Origin of the sequence: Pseudoalteromonas sp. MMG010, assembly GCF_018100905.1 — a bacterium.
In the GTDB taxonomy this organism is placed as follows: Bacteria; Pseudomonadota; Gammaproteobacteria; order Enterobacterales; family Alteromonadaceae; genus Pseudoalteromonas.
This window is the reverse complement of sequence record NZ_JAGJEG010000013.1, coordinates 61,571-81,524: the sequence shown is the minus strand read 5'-3', so window position 1 is coordinate 81,524 and position 19,954 is coordinate 61,571. Positions and strand designations below refer to the sequence as shown.

General features: G+C 37.7%; 16 protein-coding genes. 8 read left to right on the top strand and 8 right to left on the bottom strand.

The window, feature by feature from the left end; genetic code table 11:
* Positions 1-10: 10 nt before the first annotated feature.
* Together J8L70_RS13165 and J8L70_RS13160 are read right to left on the bottom strand one after the other, a co-directional pair.
* Positions 11-985 (bottom strand): putative oxygenase MesX, encoded by a 975-nt coding sequence (locus J8L70_RS13165; protein WP_211056057.1) that lies wholly within the window; start codon positions 983-985, stop codon positions 11-13.
* A gap of 436 nt (positions 986-1,421) precedes the next feature.
* Positions 1,422-1,688, bottom strand: coding sequence for an accessory factor UbiK family protein (locus J8L70_RS13160; protein WP_211056056.1), 267 nt, complete (start codon positions 1,686-1,688; stop codon positions 1,422-1,424).
* Positions 1,689-1,799: 111 nt separating this feature from the next.
* On the opposite strand from J8L70_RS13160, the gene rep reads away from it, so the two are divergent.
* Positions 1,800-3,818 carry a DNA helicase Rep gene (gene rep, locus J8L70_RS13155; RefSeq protein WP_211056055.1) on the top strand — a complete coding sequence of 673 codons (2,019 nt, stop codon included), beginning with the start codon at positions 1,800-1,802 and terminating at the stop codon, positions 3,816-3,818.
* On the opposite strand, the gene J8L70_RS13150 is transcribed toward rep, so the two are convergent.
* The 3 genes from J8L70_RS13150 to elbB all read right to left on the bottom strand — a co-directional run bounded on the left by J8L70_RS13150 (position 3,815) and on the right by elbB (position 7,766).
* A complete protein-coding gene (locus J8L70_RS13150) occupies positions 3,815-6,385 on the bottom strand; it encodes a diguanylate cyclase (RefSeq protein WP_211056054.1) in 2,571 nt (856 codons plus the stop codon). The genes rep and J8L70_RS13150 overlap by 4 nt on opposite strands.
* A 166-nt stretch (positions 6,386-6,551) precedes the next feature.
* Complete coding sequence (locus tag J8L70_RS13145; protein WP_211056053.1) at positions 6,552-6,947, bottom strand: cytochrome c5 family protein; 396 nt, start codon at positions 6,945-6,947, stop codon at positions 6,552-6,554.
* A 171-nt stretch (positions 6,948-7,118) separates the two neighbouring features.
* The gene (gene elbB / locus J8L70_RS13140; protein ID WP_211056052.1) at positions 7,119-7,766 is read right to left on the bottom strand and encodes an isoprenoid biosynthesis glyoxalase ElbB; all 648 of its coding nucleotides are present in this window, start codon (positions 7,764-7,766) and stop codon (positions 7,119-7,121) included.
* Between the two features lie 493 nt (positions 7,767-8,259).
* On the opposite strand from elbB, the gene polA reads away from it, so the two are divergent.
* The gene (polA, locus tag J8L70_RS13135; protein ID WP_211056051.1) at positions 8,260-10,989 is read left to right on the top strand and encodes a DNA polymerase I; all 2,730 of its coding nucleotides are present in this window, start codon (positions 8,260-8,262) and stop codon (positions 10,987-10,989) included.
* Between the two features lie 426 nt (positions 10,990-11,415).
* On the top strand, positions 11,416-12,000 hold the full coding sequence (locus J8L70_RS13130) for a YceI family protein (RefSeq protein WP_211056050.1): 585 nt from the start codon (positions 11,416-11,418) through the stop codon (positions 11,998-12,000).
* A 249-nt stretch (positions 12,001-12,249) separates the two neighbouring features.
* Here the strand turns inward: J8L70_RS13130 and yihA are convergent, their stop codons facing one another.
* Positions 12,250-12,894 carry a ribosome biogenesis GTP-binding protein YihA/YsxC gene (gene yihA, locus J8L70_RS13125; protein WP_211056049.1) on the bottom strand — a complete coding sequence of 215 codons (645 nt, stop codon included), beginning with the start codon at positions 12,892-12,894 and terminating at the stop codon, positions 12,250-12,252.
* Between the two features lie 282 nt (positions 12,895-13,176).
* Between yihA and J8L70_RS13120 the strand changes: the two genes are divergently transcribed.
* From J8L70_RS13120 to J8L70_RS13110, 3 genes are all read left to right on the top strand, one after another.
* Positions 13,177-13,809 carry a c-type cytochrome gene (locus J8L70_RS13120; RefSeq protein ID WP_211056048.1) on the top strand — a complete coding sequence of 211 codons (633 nt, stop codon included), beginning with the start codon at positions 13,177-13,179 and terminating at the stop codon, positions 13,807-13,809.
* A 792-nt stretch (positions 13,810-14,601) separates the two neighbouring features.
* Positions 14,602-15,201, top strand: a complete 600-nt coding sequence (gene yihI, locus J8L70_RS13115) for a Der GTPase-activating protein YihI (protein WP_211056075.1) — start codon at positions 14,602-14,604, stop codon at positions 15,199-15,201.
* Between the two features lie 11 nt (positions 15,202-15,212).
* The gene (locus J8L70_RS13110; RefSeq protein ID WP_211056047.1) at positions 15,213-15,728 is read left to right on the top strand and encodes a DUF2489 domain-containing protein; all 516 of its coding nucleotides are present in this window, start codon (positions 15,213-15,215) and stop codon (positions 15,726-15,728) included.
* Positions 15,729-15,807: 79 nt separating this feature from the next.
* Here J8L70_RS13110 and hemN read toward each other — a convergent pair whose 3' ends face one another.
* Together hemN and yjgA are read right to left on the bottom strand one after the other, a co-directional pair.
* Entirely contained in the window at positions 15,808-17,181 is a 1,374-nt protein-coding gene (gene hemN, locus J8L70_RS13105; RefSeq protein ID WP_211056046.1) for an oxygen-independent coproporphyrinogen III oxidase, read from the bottom strand.
* Positions 17,182-17,303: 122 nt separating this feature from the next.
* Complete coding sequence (gene yjgA / locus J8L70_RS13100; protein WP_211056045.1) at positions 17,304-17,828, bottom strand: ribosome biogenesis factor YjgA; 525 nt, start codon at positions 17,826-17,828, stop codon at positions 17,304-17,306.
* Between the two features lie 145 nt (positions 17,829-17,973).
* Here yjgA and pmbA point away from each other — a divergent pair, with 145 nt between their 5' ends.
* On the top strand, positions 17,974-19,323 hold the full coding sequence (gene pmbA / locus J8L70_RS13095) for a metalloprotease PmbA (protein ID WP_211056044.1): 1,350 nt from the start codon (positions 17,974-17,976) through the stop codon (positions 19,321-19,323).
* 56 nt (positions 19,324-19,379) lie between these two features.
* Positions 19,380-19,856, top strand: a complete 477-nt coding sequence (locus tag J8L70_RS13090) for a DUF721 domain-containing protein (protein ID WP_211056043.1) — start codon at positions 19,380-19,382, stop codon at positions 19,854-19,856.
* The last annotated feature ends 98 nt before the right edge of the window (positions 19,857-19,954 follow it).

Genomic DNA, 19,954 nt, shown 5'->3' with positions numbered 1-19,954 from the left:
TAAGTTGTTATTAGGCTAAATCTAACGATAAGTCGTTAATTAATGCTTGGTACGGTTTTATAAAATGTTGTTCTGCAAACTTTCCTTGCTCAATGGCTAACTGGCTACGCTCTTGACGATCGTAAACAATTTGGGTTAACGAATAATCGTTACTTTGTAAATTGGGCTGGTAGCATTGTGACGCTATCGTATTAGCGTTATAAATTTCGGGTCTATAAATCTTTTGAAATGTTTCCATGGTACTAATCGTACTAATAATCTCTAAATTACTGTAATCGTTAAGTAAATCGCCAGTAAAGTAAAAAGCTAAAGGGGCAGTACAGTGTGCCGGCATAAAATAGCGTACGTGTAAGCCCATCTTTTTAAAATACAACTCGGTTAATGATGAGTCATTAGGTTGATACTCAATCCCCAGTACTGGATGTGTATTGCTAGTGCGGTGATAGGTTTTACTATCCGATACGCTCAGGCATATAATAGGAGGTTTTTTAAACTGCTGTTTATAGGTATTTGAGCTAATAAAGTCTTTAAATATATCACCATGTAGCTGGCCAAATTGCTCGGGAATACTGAATGTGTTTTTTCCATTATTGTGCTCAAGCAGTAATATACTAAAGTCATAATCACGAACATACGAAGAAAAGTTGTTGCCAACAACGCCTTCAATATAACTATCTGTTTTGCTATCAAAAATCGTGGTTTTTAATACTTCTATCGCAGGAAATGGAGCTATATCTGCGTTGAGAGTCAGGGTGACTGATATAATTTCAAGTTCAACACGGTAGCGGTTCGCTGTTGGGTTATCCCAGTGAGCTAATGCGTTAAAAGTATTATTAATCATCGCAAGTGCATTGCGTAAATTCTCTTTACGACGACTGCCTCTGGCTAAGTTCGCAAAGTTAGTTGTTATGCGTGTATTATCACAAGGATGATAATTCTCATCGAGGTTGATACGTTTAACTGTAAATTCAAAGTCTGTTTTCATGGTGTTCTGTTATCCAATCTTCTGAGATAAAAGTGAAATCTATTTTTACTCTTACAGGACTTTCTAATTAAGGTGGATAGAGGAAACGACCCAACAACTTAATTTAAAATTACCTTACAGATTATTCCTAGCTAAGAGCTGAGTATGATTTATACGGGTTTTGAACACGAAAAAAAAACGGTTTTATTTCATATAAAACATGAGCCATATTCACTTAATGTTTTAACGAATGTGGGGTATGAAAAGTAAGGTGATTTAATAACTTATAATCTGGCGCTATGCAGGCTTGTGAGTGTTGATAGTCTGGTGACTTGATTAAAATTCAAATTGAATATGAGTGGGTTTCATGCGGTAATTAGCCAAGTAAATGAATGGCTAAGTAGATAAAATAACGATTAGTGATAAAAAAAGCAGCTTAGCTGCTTTTTATGTAACTTTATTCTGTTTCTATATTGTTATTGTTCAGCTGCGCTTCTAATAACGCGACTTTCGCTTCTAGCTCAGTTAGCTTTTCGCGGGTGCGGATCAGCACTTGGCTTTGTATATCAAACTCTTCACGACTCACAAAGTCCATTTCTGCTAACTTGTTTTGTAACACTTGTTTTGTTTTACCTTCTAACGTATCGGCTAGGTTTTTTACACCTTGTGGCATGTTATTGGTAATTTGTTTAGCGATTTCTTCAAGTTTTGCTGGGTTGATCATAGTGGTCTCTTGGTTTTGCTAAAATGATTATATTTAATATTACCTTATTGCCTATGCGTAGTGTAGTGATTACGGTAAAATTGCTCGTCTTTTAAAATCTTTCTGGTTGCTATGAAACTCAATCCAAAACAAGATGAAGCAGTAAAGTATATTAGTGGTCCATGCTTAGTGTTAGCAGGTGCTGGCTCGGGGAAAACTCGCGTAATTACTAATAAAATTGCTTATTTAGTACAAAAATGCGAATACAAAGCGCGTAATATTGCTGCTGTTACTTTTACCAATAAAGCGGCAAAAGAGATGCGCGAACGTGTGCTGCAAACGCTCAGTAAAGCAGAAGCGAAGGGATTATGGGTTTCTACTTTTCATACATTGGGTTTAGAGATCATCAAAAAAGAATTAAAAACGTTAGGTTTCAAACCTGGTTTTTCGTTATTTGATGATCAAGATACCAACCAACTGTTAAATGATTTAACCGAAGATGAGCTAAAAAACGATAAAGACTTATTAAAGTTATTAAAAATGCAAATTGGAAGCTGGAAAAATGAGCTCATTTTACCAGAGCAAGCAGTGCGCGAAGCCCGTGAACCGCAAAAAGCCTTATTTGCACAACTTTATGCTCGGTATCAAATTCAATTACGGGCGTATAACGCTCTTGATTTTGACGATTTAATTATGATCCCCACTTTATTGTTGAGCAGCAATGAAGCCTCACGAGAGCGTTGGCAACAGCGCTTTAAGTACTTATTAGTCGATGAGTATCAAGATACTAATACCAGCCAATATCAGTTAGTAAAACTATTAGTGGGTGAGCGTGCCCGTTTTACTGTGGTAGGTGATGACGACCAATCTATTTATTCGTGGCGTGGAGCGCGTCCGCAAAATTTAGTGCTACTCAAAAAAGACTACCCAGGCTTAAGGCTGATTAAACTAGAACAAAATTATCGCAGTGCAGAGCGTATTTTAAAAGCGGCCAATATATTAATTGCAAATAACCCTCACGAGTTTGATAAAAAGTTATTTAGTGAATTAGGTTACGGTGAGCCAATTAAAGTGATTGGCTGTCGTGATGAAGAACACGAATGTGAACGGGTTGTCGCTGAAATTATTTCTCATAAGTTTATGAAGCGCACCAGTTATAAAGATTACGCTATTTTATACCGTGGTAATCATCAGGCGCGTGGTTTTGAAAAATCATTAATGAGTAACCGTATACCTTATAAAATTAGTGGTGGGATGTCGTTTTTCTCTCGTTCAGAAATTAAAGATATTATGGCCTACCTTCGTTTATTAGTGAATCAAGACGATGACAATGCTTTTTTGCGTATTGTGAATACACCTAGACGTGAAATAGGTACAGTTACGTTAGAAAAGTTAGGGACTTTAGCCAACGAAAAACACCAAAGCTTATTTGCTACCTGTTTTGATAATGATTTAGGCTATCGTTTAAAAGGCCGCGGATTTAATGCATTAGCTGGTTTTTCTCGTTGGGTGGTTGAGTTATCAGACAATGCTGTTAGAAGTGATACTTTAGAAGCGGTTAAAGATTTAGTTCGTAATATTAATTACGAAGCGTATTTATACGAATCATCACCAAGCGCTAAAGCTGCCGAAATGCGAATGAAGAACGTCTCTGAGTTATATCGTTGGATCACCGACATGCTTACCGGCGATGCGGATAATGAGCCGATGACTTTAGCTGAAGTGGTGAGCAAATTGACTCTTCGCGATATGCTTGAGCGTAACGAAGAAGAAGATGAAAGTGATGCCGTACAGCTACTTACCTTACATGCCTCTAAAGGCCTTGAGTATCCCTATGTATTTATGGTCGGTATGGAAGAAGGATTATTGCCACACCAAGTGAGTATTGACGAAGATAACGTAGAGGAAGAACGTCGTTTAGCGTATGTAGGTATTACTCGAGCACAACAAGAGTTGACGTTAACTTACGCAAAAATTCGCCGTCAATTTGGTGAAACATCGCAAACAGAATTGAGTCGTTTTGTGCAGGAATTACCGCAAGATGATCTTGCATTCGAAAACAAAAAAGCACCTAACTCGCAAGCTCAGCGTATGGAGAAAGGCCAAGCCCGCGTTGCTAATTTACGAGCGATGTTAAAAAAGTCTGATTAGTGACTGATTGAATTCGATAAATTGTCTGTATTATCAGTATATTGAAGGTCATGTTGTTTGCTGATAAAAAAGGCTAAGCCGTGTTTATCAAGTAGGGCCCTGAAGTTTAAAATTGATGGCCCTTTTGCAATGACTTTAATGTTAGTAATGGTTGTTATTGCAAGCACTCCTTGTAATTGGAGGTGGTAGCGCTCTTCTTGCAACACGCGTTTGCTAAATGTGGAACTTAATAATAAATAATCAAAATTAATTTCTGTAAGCACATTTAATTCACAGCGATCTTTGGCAAAATCATTTAAGCCGATTGAAAACCCTGCGAGGGTTAGGTTTTTTAAGTTTTCTATTTGACTGGCGCACGCATAGCGAATTTCTTGTTCATTAAATAATAAACACAGTTGGCTCGGCCCTTGTAACTTATTAAGTGTATTAAGTAGCTGAGGGAACTCATAGTGTTCAAGCAATAAAGCCGAGCAAGGTAATAAAGCCATCGCAACATTGGCTTGTAAAGCTTGTTCATATGCTTGTTCCAGTAACATTAGCTCTACTTTTACATGTTGTTCTTTATCATTGGCGAACTTCTTTAAAATATCAAAACTGGTACTCCCTAATACCGAATGCTCGCCAAATGCTTCAAATAATGACTCAGATTCATTGTGCTCATCTAAAGTGATTATTTCTGAGCATTTAAATGACATCGGTAAGGTGTCTAGGTGATGCATTTCTTGTTCAAGGGTATTGTGCGCTAATGCTTCTGTGAGTAATGGGTGGTACAACTCATATCGATTGCGTCCTGCGTTCTTAGCATAATACATGGCCGCATCAGCATCACGAATAATTTCATCGGTATTTTTATAATTTTGGTTTGAATAAGTGATACCAATACTTGCCCCACTTTGTAAACAAGTGCCTTTTGCGCAAAAGGGTTTTTTCATTATTTCTATAATGCGATTAGCAACATCTTGAGCTTGCTGATGATCGGTTAAATGAGTTAATAAAATAACGAACTCATCGCCACCAAGACGAGCTAATAAATCGTGCTCACGAATACATTGAGAAAATGAGTCTGCAACACTAATTAAAAACTGATCACCTTCATGATGACCAAGCTGATCGTTAATCTCTTTAAATTTATCTAAATCAATAAATAGCACAGCAAAGTGGTAATTAGGAAAGCGTTGAAAATGCTGTAAGGTTTTTTCTAATTGAGTTAAAAATAAACTCCGGTTAGGTAACCCAGTGAGCGAATCGTGATGTGCGTCATGATAAAGTTGTTGTTCTATTTTTTTCCGTTCTTGCATTTGCATTTTTAGATGCAAATTAGTTTGTCGCAATTCTTTGGTTTTTTCATGCACGTGCTGTTCAAGCGCTTGATGACTTTTCTCTAATGCCTGATTTGCCAGCTTGGTTTCTAATACCGAAGCGATTTGGTGAGAAACAAATGTAATGAGTTCGCTATCTTCATTATCAAATACATGATTGTGGTTATAGGCTTGGCAAACAATCAGGCCAATTACGCCTTGTGATGTTTTCAGTGGGGCGCCTAACCAACTGGTTGAAACGCGCTCTTTAGCAACCGGTTGTTCTCGGTGGACCACACCACTTTGGATCAATGCTTTAGCGCGTATGGGATCTATCAATTGCGTGCTTTCGGTACTAATTACCAGCTCACTGTAGCCTTTAGAAAACTGTCTAGGTTGAGCATTTTCTTGAAATTGGTCTGCATAATAAGGAAAGTTCACCCATCCAGAAGCTTTATCGTAAAGCGCTATATATAAATTTTCAGCGTAGGTAATGGTTTTTATTATTTTATGAACATTTAGATAGACTTCATCAAGGTTTTTTACATTTGTCGCCAGTTCAGATATTTTAAACAAAATTTGTTGGCGTTGTAGTGCATTTTTACGTTGTTGTATTTCTTGACTTAAGGCGTTATTGCTTTGCGTTAACTCTTTAGTGCGCTGCTTAACTTTTGCTTCTAATAGTTCACGTTTTTTAACACGTTCTATGGCGGTGGTTAAATAGAGCGACATAAACTCAAGTAATTCGATTTGTTGAGAGCTGTAACCTAAGTTTTCATCGTAACTTTGGGTTACCAATACACCAATGATTTCGTTTTCTTGATAAACAGGTACACCGACCCAGTGAGCTGCTGGCGTTCCAAGCACTTTAAACATGCCTTTCGCTGCATAGTCCAGCATTTGAGATTTTGTAAAGTAAGTGGTATTTCCGGTTTTATAAATATAGCCAGTGACACCTTCATCTAAATTAGTAGATTGATCTTGGGTGATAGAAATGCCATCTTTCTCATCACTAAAGTATGATATTTCAAGGTTTTGTGTATCTTGATTGGCTAGTGCAGCATAAAAACTTTTGCTAGGCAGGTATTTTTGTAAGATGTCATGAATAGCAGGGTATAGAAGACTCAGTTCCGCGACGGTACTTGCTTGCTCTGATAGTTGTATCAATGCACTTTGCAATTGGTGTGATTGCTTATATTTTTCAACTAACGCTTTAAGTTTTTTATTTTTATAGCTTAGTCTACTCAAGGTTATTTGTAGATCGTCCAATGAGCCTGCCAGTTTTTATTATAATTATTGTACAGTTAATAGACTATTGTTTCACTTGTAAAAAAAATCGTCAAGCATTTATATCAATTTCAGGTGTATTTTATTACATTACATAATAAAAAAGGCTTACATATAGTAAGCCTTTTTTAATTATCAAATGAGATAATTACTTTGAAGTCATAAAATCAATTGCTGCACTAATTTCATCTTCAGAACAATCCATACAAGTCCCTTTTGCAGGCATTTGATTAAAACCATTCAGTGCATGCTGTAATAGTACATCTTTACCTTTAGCAATACGCGGAGCCCAGTCATCAGCAGATTTAGGCGCACCTAATGCACCTGTACCGTGACATGCAAAACATGTACTTTGATAAACTTGCTGACCTGAACGAGGGCCCGCAGGTACTACTGGCCCTGCAGGTTTATCACCTTTTAGGTATACAGCACCGATTGGCGCTAAACGTTTTTTAATTGCATCTTCACTCATAGAGTTATCATATGGCTGTGCGTATGCGGTGGTTGCTAGCACTAATAATGCAGCAGCAGTAAGTTTTTTCATTTGCCTTGCTCACTTCGATTGAACGTGATCAATCACGATATAGATGACGGAATTTAAAGCGATTATACATTCGTGTAACAATTTATAAAACGCCAAGCCGCAATTTTCTTAATAAAAATACGCAGATATTGCGCTAGCGCAATAAAAACCAATATTTTATAGCGGGTTACCTTAAGTTAAAGCTAAAACATGATGTACTAATTTTGCGATGCCTTTTTCTGCTTCAAGCACGCTTTGCGCTAGCATATAGGCAGGTGTTGTGACTATTTTATTATTTTTATCCACAATCGTATCATCGACTTGGCAGGGTTGATGAGTCGCACCTAAATTATTTAATGCCTGTGCAGTATCTGCATCAGTGCCTATTGTTAGTGTTGCTTGTTGATATACAAATGGAATTAAGCTGGGCGCAATACACATATAACCAGCAGCTTTTTGTGCATTGGCAAATAGTTTACATGCGTTTAGGACGTCAGTATTAACCGTTGCTTGAGTACCTTTAATCGCAAAGTTAGATAAGTTTTTTGCTGCGCCAAAGCCACCCGGTACAATAAGCGCATCATAATGAGCAATATCAAGTTCGTTTACATTTTTTATATCACCGCGCACAATACGTGCTGCTTCAACTAATACATTGCGTTGTTCTGGCATTTCTTCGCCAGTGATATGATTTATTGTATGGTATTGCTCAATATTTGGGGCAAAGCATTGATAGCTTGCATTGTTTTTCTCTATATGGAGTAAAGTGAGAACAACTTCATTAATTTCACTACCATCAAAAACACCACATCCAGCTAAAATAACGGCTACTTTTTTCATTGTTACCTCTATCAAGTTTTCTTTAAGTTTATCACGGTAAAAAATAAATTTAGCATAAAAAATAGGCGTTAAACTAAGGAATATCGGGCTATATACTTTTTCTCTTTTGAGAGGGATAAAAAAAATATAAAAGGATCGCTATGATCTTTGATCTATTATGCTAGAATATCTCTCCTGTTAAATAAATACGTAATAATTATGTTCGTATTGAAAACTAGCAGGATGTGAATAAAACCTTTGTCCACATTGGTTTATAAATAATAAAAAAAGAACCTCGCAATATCTTTTTTAAATAAAAACATATAGTTAATACTTTTTCTAGGCGTTTTAATATGCTTCGGAAGAACACTTTGTGCCTGTTGTCAACACAGTTATCCACAGGAAGTCCTGTTTTGTATGCCATAGCAAACTTTAATTCGCAGTCGTTTTATTTATTACCTTATGGCATGCTTGTCATTAATTTATTTATTTGTCTTTAGGATCCAATTTCACCATGGCTCAGATCCCCGAAAACCCACTTATTCTCGTTGATGGTTCATCATATTTATTTCGCGCTTATCATTCGCCACCTCATTTAACTAACTCTAAAGGTGAAGCGACCGGTGCTATTTATGGCGTAGTGAATATGCTTAAAAGTTTGATCAAGCAATATGATCCCTCTCATATGGTGGTGGTGTTTGACGCTAAAGGGAAAACATTTAGAAATGATATGTACAGTGAGTACAAAGCAAATCGTCCGCCTATGCCTGACGATCTTCGTACGCAAATAGCGCCATTGCACGAAATTATTAAAGCAATGGGCTTTCCGCTGATTAGTATTGGAGGGGTTGAGGCGGATGATGTGATTGGTACTTTTGCGCGTATTGCAACCGAGCAAAAACGTCATGTATTAATATCAACCGGTGATAAAGACATGGCGCAGTTAGTTAATGAGCATGTGACTCTTATTAACACCATGACCGATAGTATTTCTGATCCTATTACTGTCGTTGAAAAATTTGGCGTGGGACCCGAACTTATTATCGATTATTTAGCGTTAATGGGTGATAAGGTCGATAACATACCTGGTGTAGATGGATGTGGACCAAAAACAGCAGTAAAGTGGTTGCAAAAGTATGGATCGCTGCAAGGTGTACTTGATAATGCGGGTGATATAAAAGGTAAAATAGGTGAAAAGCTCGCCAATGCAGTCGCACATTTACCTTTAAGCTATGAATTAGCGACGATAAAATGTGATGTAGACGTTGAATCTGACCTTAATAGCTTTAATTTAAAAACACCTAATAAAGATGAATTAATAAAACTATTTGGCGAGTGTGAATTTCGCCGCTGGTTAGCAGAACTGATTGATAATCCAAAAGATGCGCAAAAAGCGGTACCAACAGAAGTAAACGAATTACCAAAAGTTGAAGATGCCCATTACGAAACTATTTTAACTGAAGCTCAGTTTGACGTATTAATTGAGCAATTAAATGCAGCCGAGTTATTTGCCTTTGATACCGAAACAACTAGCTTAGATTACATGCAAGCTCAGTTAGTCGGTATGAGCTTCTCAGTAAAAGCAGGTGAAGCGGCTTATTTACCTGTTGCGCATGACTATCCTGGCGCACCAGAGCAACTAACACTTGATTATGTCATGCATAAATTAGCACCTATTTTAGCCGACCCCACTAAAGCTAAAGTCGGGCAAAACCTTAAATATGATAAAAGTGTATTAGCTAATGCAGGCTTTGCGCTTAATGGTATTAAGTTTGACACGATGCTTGAGTCGTATGTGTTCAACAGTGTAGGCACTCGCCATGACATGGATTCATTAGCTTTAAAATACCTTGGCCATAAAAATATCAGCTTTGAAGATATTGCAGGTAAAGGCAAGAAGCAGCTGACATTTAATCAAATTGAGCTTGAAAAAGCAGCGCCTTATGCGGCAGAAGATGCGGATATTACACTGCGTTTACACCAAGTACTATGGCCAAAAATCGAAGCTGATGAAAAGCTAAAATCGGTATTTGAAGAAATAGAAATGCCACTTGTCAGTGTGATTTCTGATATTGAACGTACCGGTGTTGCAATAGATAGTAATATGTTAGCAGCGCATAGCCAACGTTTAGGCGAGCGTTTAATTGAGCTTGAAAAAGAAGCATTTGAAATAGCGGGTGAACCCTTTAATTTAAGTTCTCCAAAGCAATTGCAAGTATTGTTATTTGAAAAGCTTGAGCTGCCCATTATTAAAAAAACCCCTAAAGGTGCGCCTTCTACTGCAGAAGAAGTGCTGCAAGAGTTAGCACATGACTACCCTTTGCCTAAAGTTATCATTGAGCACCGCGGTTTATCAAAACTAAAATCAACGTACACCGATAAGCTACCATTAATGGTGAATGAGAAAACACAGCGCGTACATACCTCTTACCATCAGGCAGTCACAGCGACGGGGCGTTTAAGTTCAACCGATCCTAATTTACAAAATATTCCTATTCGCTCAGAAGAAGGGCGTCGTATTCGTGAAGCATTTATAGCTGCGAAGGGTTATAAAATTATCGCTGCCGATTACAGCCAAATTGAATTGCGTATTATGGCGCATTTGTCACAAGATAAAGGCTTACTAAATGCGTTTGCGAATGGATTAGATGTTCACAGCGCCACCGCTGCAGAGGTATTTGGCGTGGAGCTTGATGATGTCACTACCGATATGCGTCGTAAAGCAAAAGCCGTAAACTTTGGTTTAATTTATGGGATGTCCGCCTTTGGCTTGTCACGTCAACTTGATGTACCTCGTCATGAAGCACAGCATTATATTGATAAATATTTTGAGCGTTTCCCTGGTGTGCTTGAGTACATGGAAAGTACCCGCGAAAGTGCAGCCGAAAACGGATATGTAGAAACAATATTTGGTCGACGTTTGCATTTACCTGAAATAAACGCCCGTAATGGTGCTCGCAGAAAAGGCGCAGAACGCGCCGCTATTAATGCACCGATGCAAGGTACTGCCGCTGATATCATTAAAAAAGCAATGCTTAGCGTAAATGTATGGGTGAAACAACAAGCCCCAGATACGATTAAATTATTAATGCAAGTACACGATGAATTGGTATTTGAAATAAAAGAAGACTGCGCTAAACACTATACTCAACAGATCTGCCAGCTTATGTCAGAAGCCGCGCAATTAGATGTTCCATTAGTTGTTGAAGCTGATGAGGGAGATAATTGGGAGCAAGCACATTAACCATTACATGTAGGTCATTGCTGATAAAGTTAACTTATTTTATCAGCATTAATTAATTTTATTTTAGTTAAAACTTAGTTAATTTATGGCTTATTTTGTAGCAATTAGTTATATGTTTATCAATTTTTATAAAATTCATACATTACTGTTGTATTTTGAACTTTGATTTTGCTAAAGTGCGCCCGTCCTCATCCTGTTGGACATCCTGTTGATGATGTACTGAAAGGTACAGCAAATTGCATAGCGTTTATTTAAATTGCTATACCGGCCTACCTGTTTTTGGTGGGCCGTTTTTATTTTTAGCCCTAAAAACCTCCTTAATTCTAAACAACGTATCTTTATTATTTTGTAACCAACAATTGCACTAAATACTTCAAGTGATACCATCGAATAGGTATTTATTTTATTCGTTTTTTAGGAGGTGTTATGTTTAAAGCATTCGTTATAGCAGGGTTGTCGTTATCAAGTTTAGTATTGTCTAGTTTTGCTCATGCCAATTGGCAGTTAGATAATGATAAAAGCCAAATTAGTTTTGTCTCTATAAAAAAAGATAGTATTGCAGAAGCCCATCATTTTAAGCGTATTACAGGCGAATTATCTGATGAGGGAGCACTGACAATTAATATCGATTTAACCTCAGGTGAAACACTCATCCCTATTCGTAATGAACGTTTGAGTAAGCTATTGTTTGAAACGGCTCAGTTTCCAAGTGCAACGCTTACTGCAAACTTAAAATCAACGCTCGATGGTTTTAAAAAACCGGGGCAATATGTTGTAAAAGGCATACACAGTGAGCTTGATTTTCATGGTAATAAAAAAGCACTCAGTATCGATGTATTAGTAACAAAAACATCAGATGGTGATCTGTCTGTATCCTCCTTCACGCCTGTTGTTATTAACAGCAATGATTTTGGCGTAACAGAAGGAATTAAAACATTGCAAAAACTAGCCGGGCTTCCGTCAATTGCGACTGCGGTACCTGTGACATTTGCGCTGAGTTTTAATAAGTAGTGATATAATATTGAGTGTGCTTGGTTTGCTAATAAGTGAGCCAAGTCGTTTATTTTAAAATGGATTATAAGCGCATGTTTATATTTATGAGCGTTACTAATTAGTTGATATTAACAATGTTGGCAGGTTTATAGTCGTGAAATGCGTACAGGACGGGTTGTTAAAGTAGCCGCTTAGTTATAAAAAATAGCCGAACACGATGAGGGCGGCTATTTTATAATTAAGCAAAGACTTTATTTTAATTAAGACTTAATCTTCAGATTCTTTAGGAGCTGTTGTAACGACAGGACCTAGGTACCATTCGTCTAATTTTTTTGCAACTTCAGGTAAGCCAACCCCTTTTAATGATGAAAAGGCATGCACTGTAATATCGCCGTCTAAATTACTTAACTCTCTGCGTACTTGTAATACCTGTGCTTTGCGAGCACCTTGCTTTAATTTATCGGCTTTAGTTAATAGTGCAAGTACAGGAATTTCGCTGCCAATAGCCCAATTAATTAAATCACGGTCTAAATCTTTTAATGGATGACGAATATCCATTAAAATAACAATGCCTTTTAAGCTTTGACGCTTTTGTAGGTATTCACCGAGTGACTTCTGCCATTTTTTCTTCATTTCGATCGGGACTTTAGCAAAGCCATAACCGGGTAAATCTATTAAACGCATATTGTCGACATCAGCAAGCTCAAAGGTATTAATTAACTGAGTACGTCCAGGTGTTTTACTGGTCCGTGCTAGCTTTTGATCGGTAAGTGCATTTAAAGCGCTCGACTTACCGGCATTTGAACGACCAGCAAACGCGACTTCAATCCCCGTATCAGCAGGTAACTTAGTGATATCTGGTGCGCTAGTTACAAAAGACGCGGTATTGTATTTGATACGAGATTTGAGCACGAGCTCTCCTAAACTTTAAAAATAATTGATTAGAGTAAACTAAATTCACTCAGGGCGCGTATTTTATACTATATAGCGCTTATTAAAAAGTGAATTTAAGTGTGTAACTTAGCGATAAAAAGTCCTTTAAAATAGTAATAAAGCTTAATCTAGGTCAAAACCCTATAAATTATAAGCTTAATATGTGTAGAAAACGTGCCAGAGAATTTATTATCGTGTAGAATACATCTATTACAACATGCATATTGTAGATGATATAGGGTCGGGAACAGAGAATTCACCATGAAAAAAATAGCACTAACTATAACAGTATTGCTTGGTGCGTTGTCAGCAAGCAACGCAACAGCATTTGATGGCGATGTAAACGCAGGTAAAGAAAAATCAGCAACGTGTGCGGCTTGTCACGGCCCAGACGGTAATGCGCCAGTTAATATCTATCCTAAACTTGCAGGTCAACATCCAGATTATATTCTTAAGCAACTTAAGGATTTAAAGCTAGGTATGACATCTGGTGGGAAAGAAGGCCGAATGGATCCTGTAATGAGCGCTATGGCAATGCCATTAAGCGAACAAGATATGGCTGATTTGGCTGCGTATTTTTCATCATTAAATATGAGCGAAGGCGCAACACCTAAAGATGTTGTTGAAGTTGGCAAGAAATTGTACAAGTCTGGCGATGCTTCACGTGGAATTCCATCATGTACAGCATGTCATGGACCACGTGGTAACGGTTCATCGTTAGCTAAATTTCCTAAAATTTCATTTCAACATCCAGAATATATCAAGTCTCAGCTTGAAAAGTTTCGAGATGGCACCCGTAATAATGACTTAAATGGCATGATGAGTGATATTGCATCTAAATTAACTGATGATGATATTGAAGTGCTTTCGAAGTATTTAGGCGGCTTACACTAAAGTCTAATGTACTTTTCTAGATTCTTCATTTTGTCTTATGACAAATAACGAATAAAAAAGCAGCAATCGCTGCTTTTTTTGTACCAAAAAAACAAACACCATTTATTTTCTTGTAAGACATTGACCATGGTGCTTTGTGAGTTAAATCTTATTTTAAACAGTTTAATTAATGTAAGTCATTGTTATTAAAGATTATGAATGTTAACAGAAGTGATGGTTGTAAGAAAATAGATATAAATTAGTTGTAACAAAATTATTAACGAGTAGATTAACCACTGTCGCAAAACAACAATAACAAAATGGAATAAAGTATAAGGAAAGTACGGCGGCACGACTACATAGCACAGGTTTGGTGCTACTAAAGGAAATAATAAAAAAGCGTCAGGATGACCGAAAATAATAAAATCTCATGGAAGTTTAATAATAAAAACAAAAGGGAATGTTACACGGAAGGTTAATATAATAACAAAATGGAAATGTACTAATAAAAATAATAAAAGACTAAAAAAGTCGAAGGGAGAAGTGTCCAGAACTTGGCGCTCAAATTAGTAGGCGGTAGAGATGTTTTCTCTACCGCCTTTTTATTTGTCCTGTTACAATACTCACCGTTTATAACATCATGAATCATGCTATAAGTTATTTTTATTTAAATAGCCCTATAGCAGCAAATTACATAACCCAAGTTTAAATATTTGCCCATGATACAAATCGAATTCTTCTGGCTATGCCAGCATTGCAGCGCAAGTAAGTAACTGAGTTGTGCAAAACCTCTTAAGTGAGATGATCAAAGATATGAGTAGAAAGAAAAAGTCGCGTAAAATCCCATCAAATGGCCCTGTACGCTTAAGCCAAGATAAGCTTAAAGAAATGCGTGCACTAAAAGAGCAACGTGTTAAAAAAACGAAAGGCGCTAAGCCTGGTTCGCGTAATGCACCTGAGTTGCTTGAAACTGATGTAAATCAGAGTAGTACAGGAGTTAAAGATAAACGTGTTGGCAGTAAAAAGGCGGTACCTTTAGTCGCACCTGTTGCACAGCCTAAAGTTGAGATGAAACGTAACTTAAAGCCAATGGCTGAGTTGAAGAAAGCTGCTGCACCTGAGTTATCACCTGAACAAGAGCTTGAAGCATTAGAAAATGATGAGCGTTTATTGAAGTTAGTTGAATTACATGAAAGTGGTCAAATGCTCACTGGTAAAGATGCTAAATACTTTAATAGCCGTATTGCTCGCCATCAAGAACTGTGTGAGCTATTAGGAATTGAAGAAGAAGACGATGATTTTGATGGTGATGATTTTGAAGATGATTTACCTGCACAAGGTAACTCTGACTTTGATCAATACCTAAGTGACGATTTAGCGAATGAATGGCTTGACGACGAAGACGATAAATAAAGGGCATAGCAATGAGTAGTGCACTGATTATAGCCTTATTGATAGGTGCAGCTATTATTGCTGGCTTAGCATTTTATGCGGGTCAGTTACTTTATAAGCTGAATTCACAAAAGAAATTAATCGTGAAAAAACGAGTCGAGCAACAGCAAAAGCTTGAGCAGTCTCGTTTAACGCGAAATGCCAAACTTGCCGATAGTATTCATTTAATTGCACGAGCAATGGCCCAAGAGCAGTGTGAGTTTTCTGAAGGTTGTTTACGTATATGGGTATTAATGTCGCAATATAGTTTTGCCCAAGAGCGTGATTTAACACAGGCATACGCCGGTATCTTTAAAATGTACGAGGTCGTTAAAGAAATGCCAACTCACGATGCTCGTAAAAAGTACTCTAAAAAAGAGATATTTAAATTAGATACCGCCCGTTGGCGCGCAGAACAAAACTTAAGTGATGAGATTAAAGCTGATTGTGAAAAAATTATCTCTGAGTTTAAAGCAGCGCCTGGCAGTGAAAATGTAGTATTTAATTAAGTAGAGCGAGTTTGCGTTTAACAATGAGTAAACGCTTATATCGATATAAAAAAACAGACCTAGGTCTGTTTTTTTATAGTTAAATAACACGCGAAAAGCGTGTCGCGTTAATTTGCTTTTGTAAATGGGCATCAAAACACATACAAATTATACGAATAAATAGATTTCCCTGAGCAGTAACCGTGATTTTTCCATTCGCAATTTCAACCATATTATCTGCAATTAAAGGCTGTAATGCCGATAACGATGTCTCAAAATAGCTGTTAAAGTGGATGGTGTGTTTTTTACTAAATTGCTGCGTATCTAGTTCAAACTGACAAATAAGTTGCTTAATAGCATCGGCACGTATGACATCATCTTGTGTTAAATGCATGCCTTTATTTGTTGCGCTCCCGCTTTGTGTCGATATTGCATGATAATACGATTTTAAGTCTTTTTGATTTTGTAATATAGCGCTGCCTATTTGCGATATAGATGACACTCCAAGTCCGAGTAAGTCACAATTTCCGTGTGTGGTGTAACCTTGGAAATTACGGTGTAACTGTTGACTATTTTGCGCTACAGCAAGTTCGTTATCGGCTTTGGCAAAATGATCCATACCGATAAACTGATAACCCGCTTCACTCATTTGAGCTAATGTATTTTTAAACATGGTTAGTTTGTCGTGGGCACTGGGTAAATCGACGGTTTTAATTTTACGTTGTGCAGCAAAACGCTCTGGTAAGTGCGCATAATTAAATACACTAACTCGATCGGGGTTTAGTGCAATTAATTGCTCTATGCTTTGCTTGAAGCTGCTGGGTGTTTGTAATGGTAGGCCATAAATCATATCGGCATTAATCGAGTTAAAACCTAGGTCACGTGCCTGACTTATTAATGCTTTTATTTTATTCACTTGCTGGGGGCGATTAACCGCTAATTGCACCTCATCGTTAAAGTCTTGAATACCAAATGAAATACGATTAAAACCCAACATACGTAAATCAATAAGCATATTATCGGCTAACGAGCGAGGATCAACTTCGATGCCGCGCTCTGTTGTGCGGGTAAAGTTAAAGTGTTGTTCTAATAATCGCACCAAGCGCGACATTTGTTGGGTGGTTAAAAAGGTTGGAGTCCCTCCACCAAGATGTAGTTGCTCTAGTGTATAATCTTTAAAAAATGGGGCTTGCGCTGCTATCTCTTTGGCTAAGTAGTCTAAATAAACATCGGCTTTAGATTGATGGCGCGTGACGACTTTATTACAGCCACAATAGTAACAAAGCTGACTACAAAAAGGGATGTGGATATATAAAGATAAGGAACGAGAACCTGATGATTTAATTGCACTTAGCACATCGTGTTGAGTGTAACCTTCGGTTAATGATAACGCGGTTGGGTAAGAGGTGTATCGAGGTCCTGAAATATTATATTTGTTGATCAGAGCCTGATCCCACTGAGGTAGTTTTATCATTACGCGCACCTTTAAATTATATAAGGTGGGTATTATAAAAAATGTGGAAGGTGTCGATTTGATCTATAACAAAAAAAGGTGCATTGGCACCTTTTTTCATTTATTAATGTAAAACAAAAACGTTACATTATGGCGTCTTTTAAGTACTGAAATAGCTCTTTATAACCACGAGCTGGTTTTTCTGCTTTGACTTCTTTAGCCGCATTACGGACTAATTGACGCATTTTTTGACGCTCAAGCGATGGATACTGCTCAATGGTTTCGTTAATCAAAGAATCGCCTTGTTCAAGTAAGTCACTTCGCAATTGCTCAATCTTTTTAATCATAACCTCAGCTTGGTTATTTTTATTAAGCATAATGTCCATAATACCTTTAATATCTTCGATATTTTCAACAGTACGAAGGGTTTTAGCAATATAGTTTAAGTGACGACGGTACGCATCGCTTTTATTGCTAATTTTATCGGCAACAACCATTGCTGCCTTTAAGTCATCATTTAAAGGTAGGCGTTCGCGCTGTTTTTTACCCATTTTGGCAATTTCAGAACCTAACTGATGAAACTCTTGCGCGTCACGCTTAAGTTCACTTTTTGATACATAAATAATTTCTTCTTCAATTTCAGCAGGCTTGCCTTTTTTCTTCGCCATGGGGTGCTCTTTAATAAAAATAACTTTCGCTATTATACGCGATTCTTTTAATGATTAATATTAGCTGATGTGGTGTAACGAGTGTGTTAGCATTTAAACATTAAAAATGCGTGCATTACAGCCTTAAAGCTCTAGGATTATATTTATGACAAGCCAATCAAATTCTCCCATTTATTCACAAATATCTCAGGTTAAAGAGGCGGTTGCTGAAGTACTCGAACATGCAAAAAAATTAGGCGCTACAGCCGCTGAAGCCGCGATGTCTAGTACATCGGGATTATCCGTTAGCACGCGTATGGGAGAGGTAGAAACGATAGAATTTAATCAAGACGGCGGTTTAGGTATCAGCGTTTATGTTGGTAATCATAAAGGATCTGCGTCTACTGCCGATTTAAGTCCAAAAACTTTACGTACCGTGGTCGAAAAAGCCATTGATATTGCTAAATTCACTTCCGATGACCCTCACAATGGTCTTGCAGATAAAGCATTGCTTGAATTTAACCCTAAAGATTTAGACTTATATCACCCTTGGGATGTTTCGCCTGAACAAGGTATTGAGTTTTGTCATGAGGCAGAACAAGCAGCCCTCAATGCGGATGAGCGTATTGTAAACTCTGATGGCGCGAGCTTTTCATCGCACCAAGGTCTTCGTGTTTACGGTAATAGCCATGGTTTAATTGTAGGTTACCCACGTACACGCCATAGCATTAGTACGATGGTAATAGGTAAAGAAGGCGAGCAAATGCAGCGTGATTCGGCTTATACCGTTGCACGTGATCAAAGTGGATTAGATGAGGCAACAGCTGTTGGATTAGAAGCGGCAAGCGAAACGCTAGCAAAGTTAAATAGCCAAAAGCTGGGCACGATGAAAGTCCCTGTTATCTTTAGAGCAGATATTGCTAATTCGTTATTTTCTCACTTAGTGTCAGCTATTGGTGGCGGGGCGTTATACCGTAAATCAAGCTTTTTACTCGATAGCTTAGGTACACAGGTGTTTAACGATTGTGTGAATATCACAGAGCGCCCTCACATATTAAAAGGCCTGGCTTCATCACCTTTTGATAGCGAAGGCGTAAAAACCAGTGATAGAGATATTATTCAAGATGGGCAATTATGCACATATTTACTTGCAAGCTACGCTGCAAGAAAAATGAATATGACCGCAACAGGCCATGCCGGTGGAATACATAATTGGTTGGTTGAGCAAACCCATGATGATTTAACTGCATTACTCAAAACGATGGGAACAGGTTTATTAGTCACTGAGTTAATGGGACAAGGGGTTAACACTGTAACAGGCGATTACTCACGAGGCGCGGCAGGATTTTGGGTCGAAAATGGTGAAATCCAATATCCAGTAAGTGAAATTACCATTGCCGGTAAGTTACAAGATATGTTTAAAGGGATTACTGCAATCGGTGGTGATATAGAGCGCCGTGGTGGTGTTCAAACAGGGTCAGTGTTAATTGAGCAAATGCAAATAGCAGGTGCTTAGTGAGTTGTATTGTTAGCCCTAAGAACAGACTTAGGGCAATTTTCTGTAGGTAATTTATGGCTAAAGATAAATACGCACCAAAGCCATTGGGCGACATTATGGCTGGTTGGAACAATCGGTTGTCGGCATATGCAGGTAAAAGTAATACCTTAGATAAGCAACAAACCTTATTAAGTGAGTTTTTAGGCGCTAAGTTAGGCGATAAATGTCGTGTGAGTAATTATCGTGAAGGGACGTTAATGATAGAGGCTGTTTCAGCTCCTATTGCGTTGCGTCTTAATTATTTAAAAATGGACATAATGTCGCATTTTAGAGCCGCAGGTATTATTGATTTAGCACAAATTAAAATTACCGCTAACCCACAAGCGACTCAACGCATTACCGGCAATATAAAGCGAGCGACTAGCAACAATAAACTCACGTCACTAACAATGAGTAAAGATACTGCAGAACATTTACAAGCTTTAGCTGCATCAGCACCGGCATCGCTAAAAGAAAAGTTAGAGCGCCTGGCTCAGCACGCCAAAAAATAACACTTATCTTATCTATATGCGCTTTATCGCATAGAAAACACTTTGTTACATATTCTATTTTATAGTTTTAAAGTTCAGGTTTACTATAGCTCATCAGA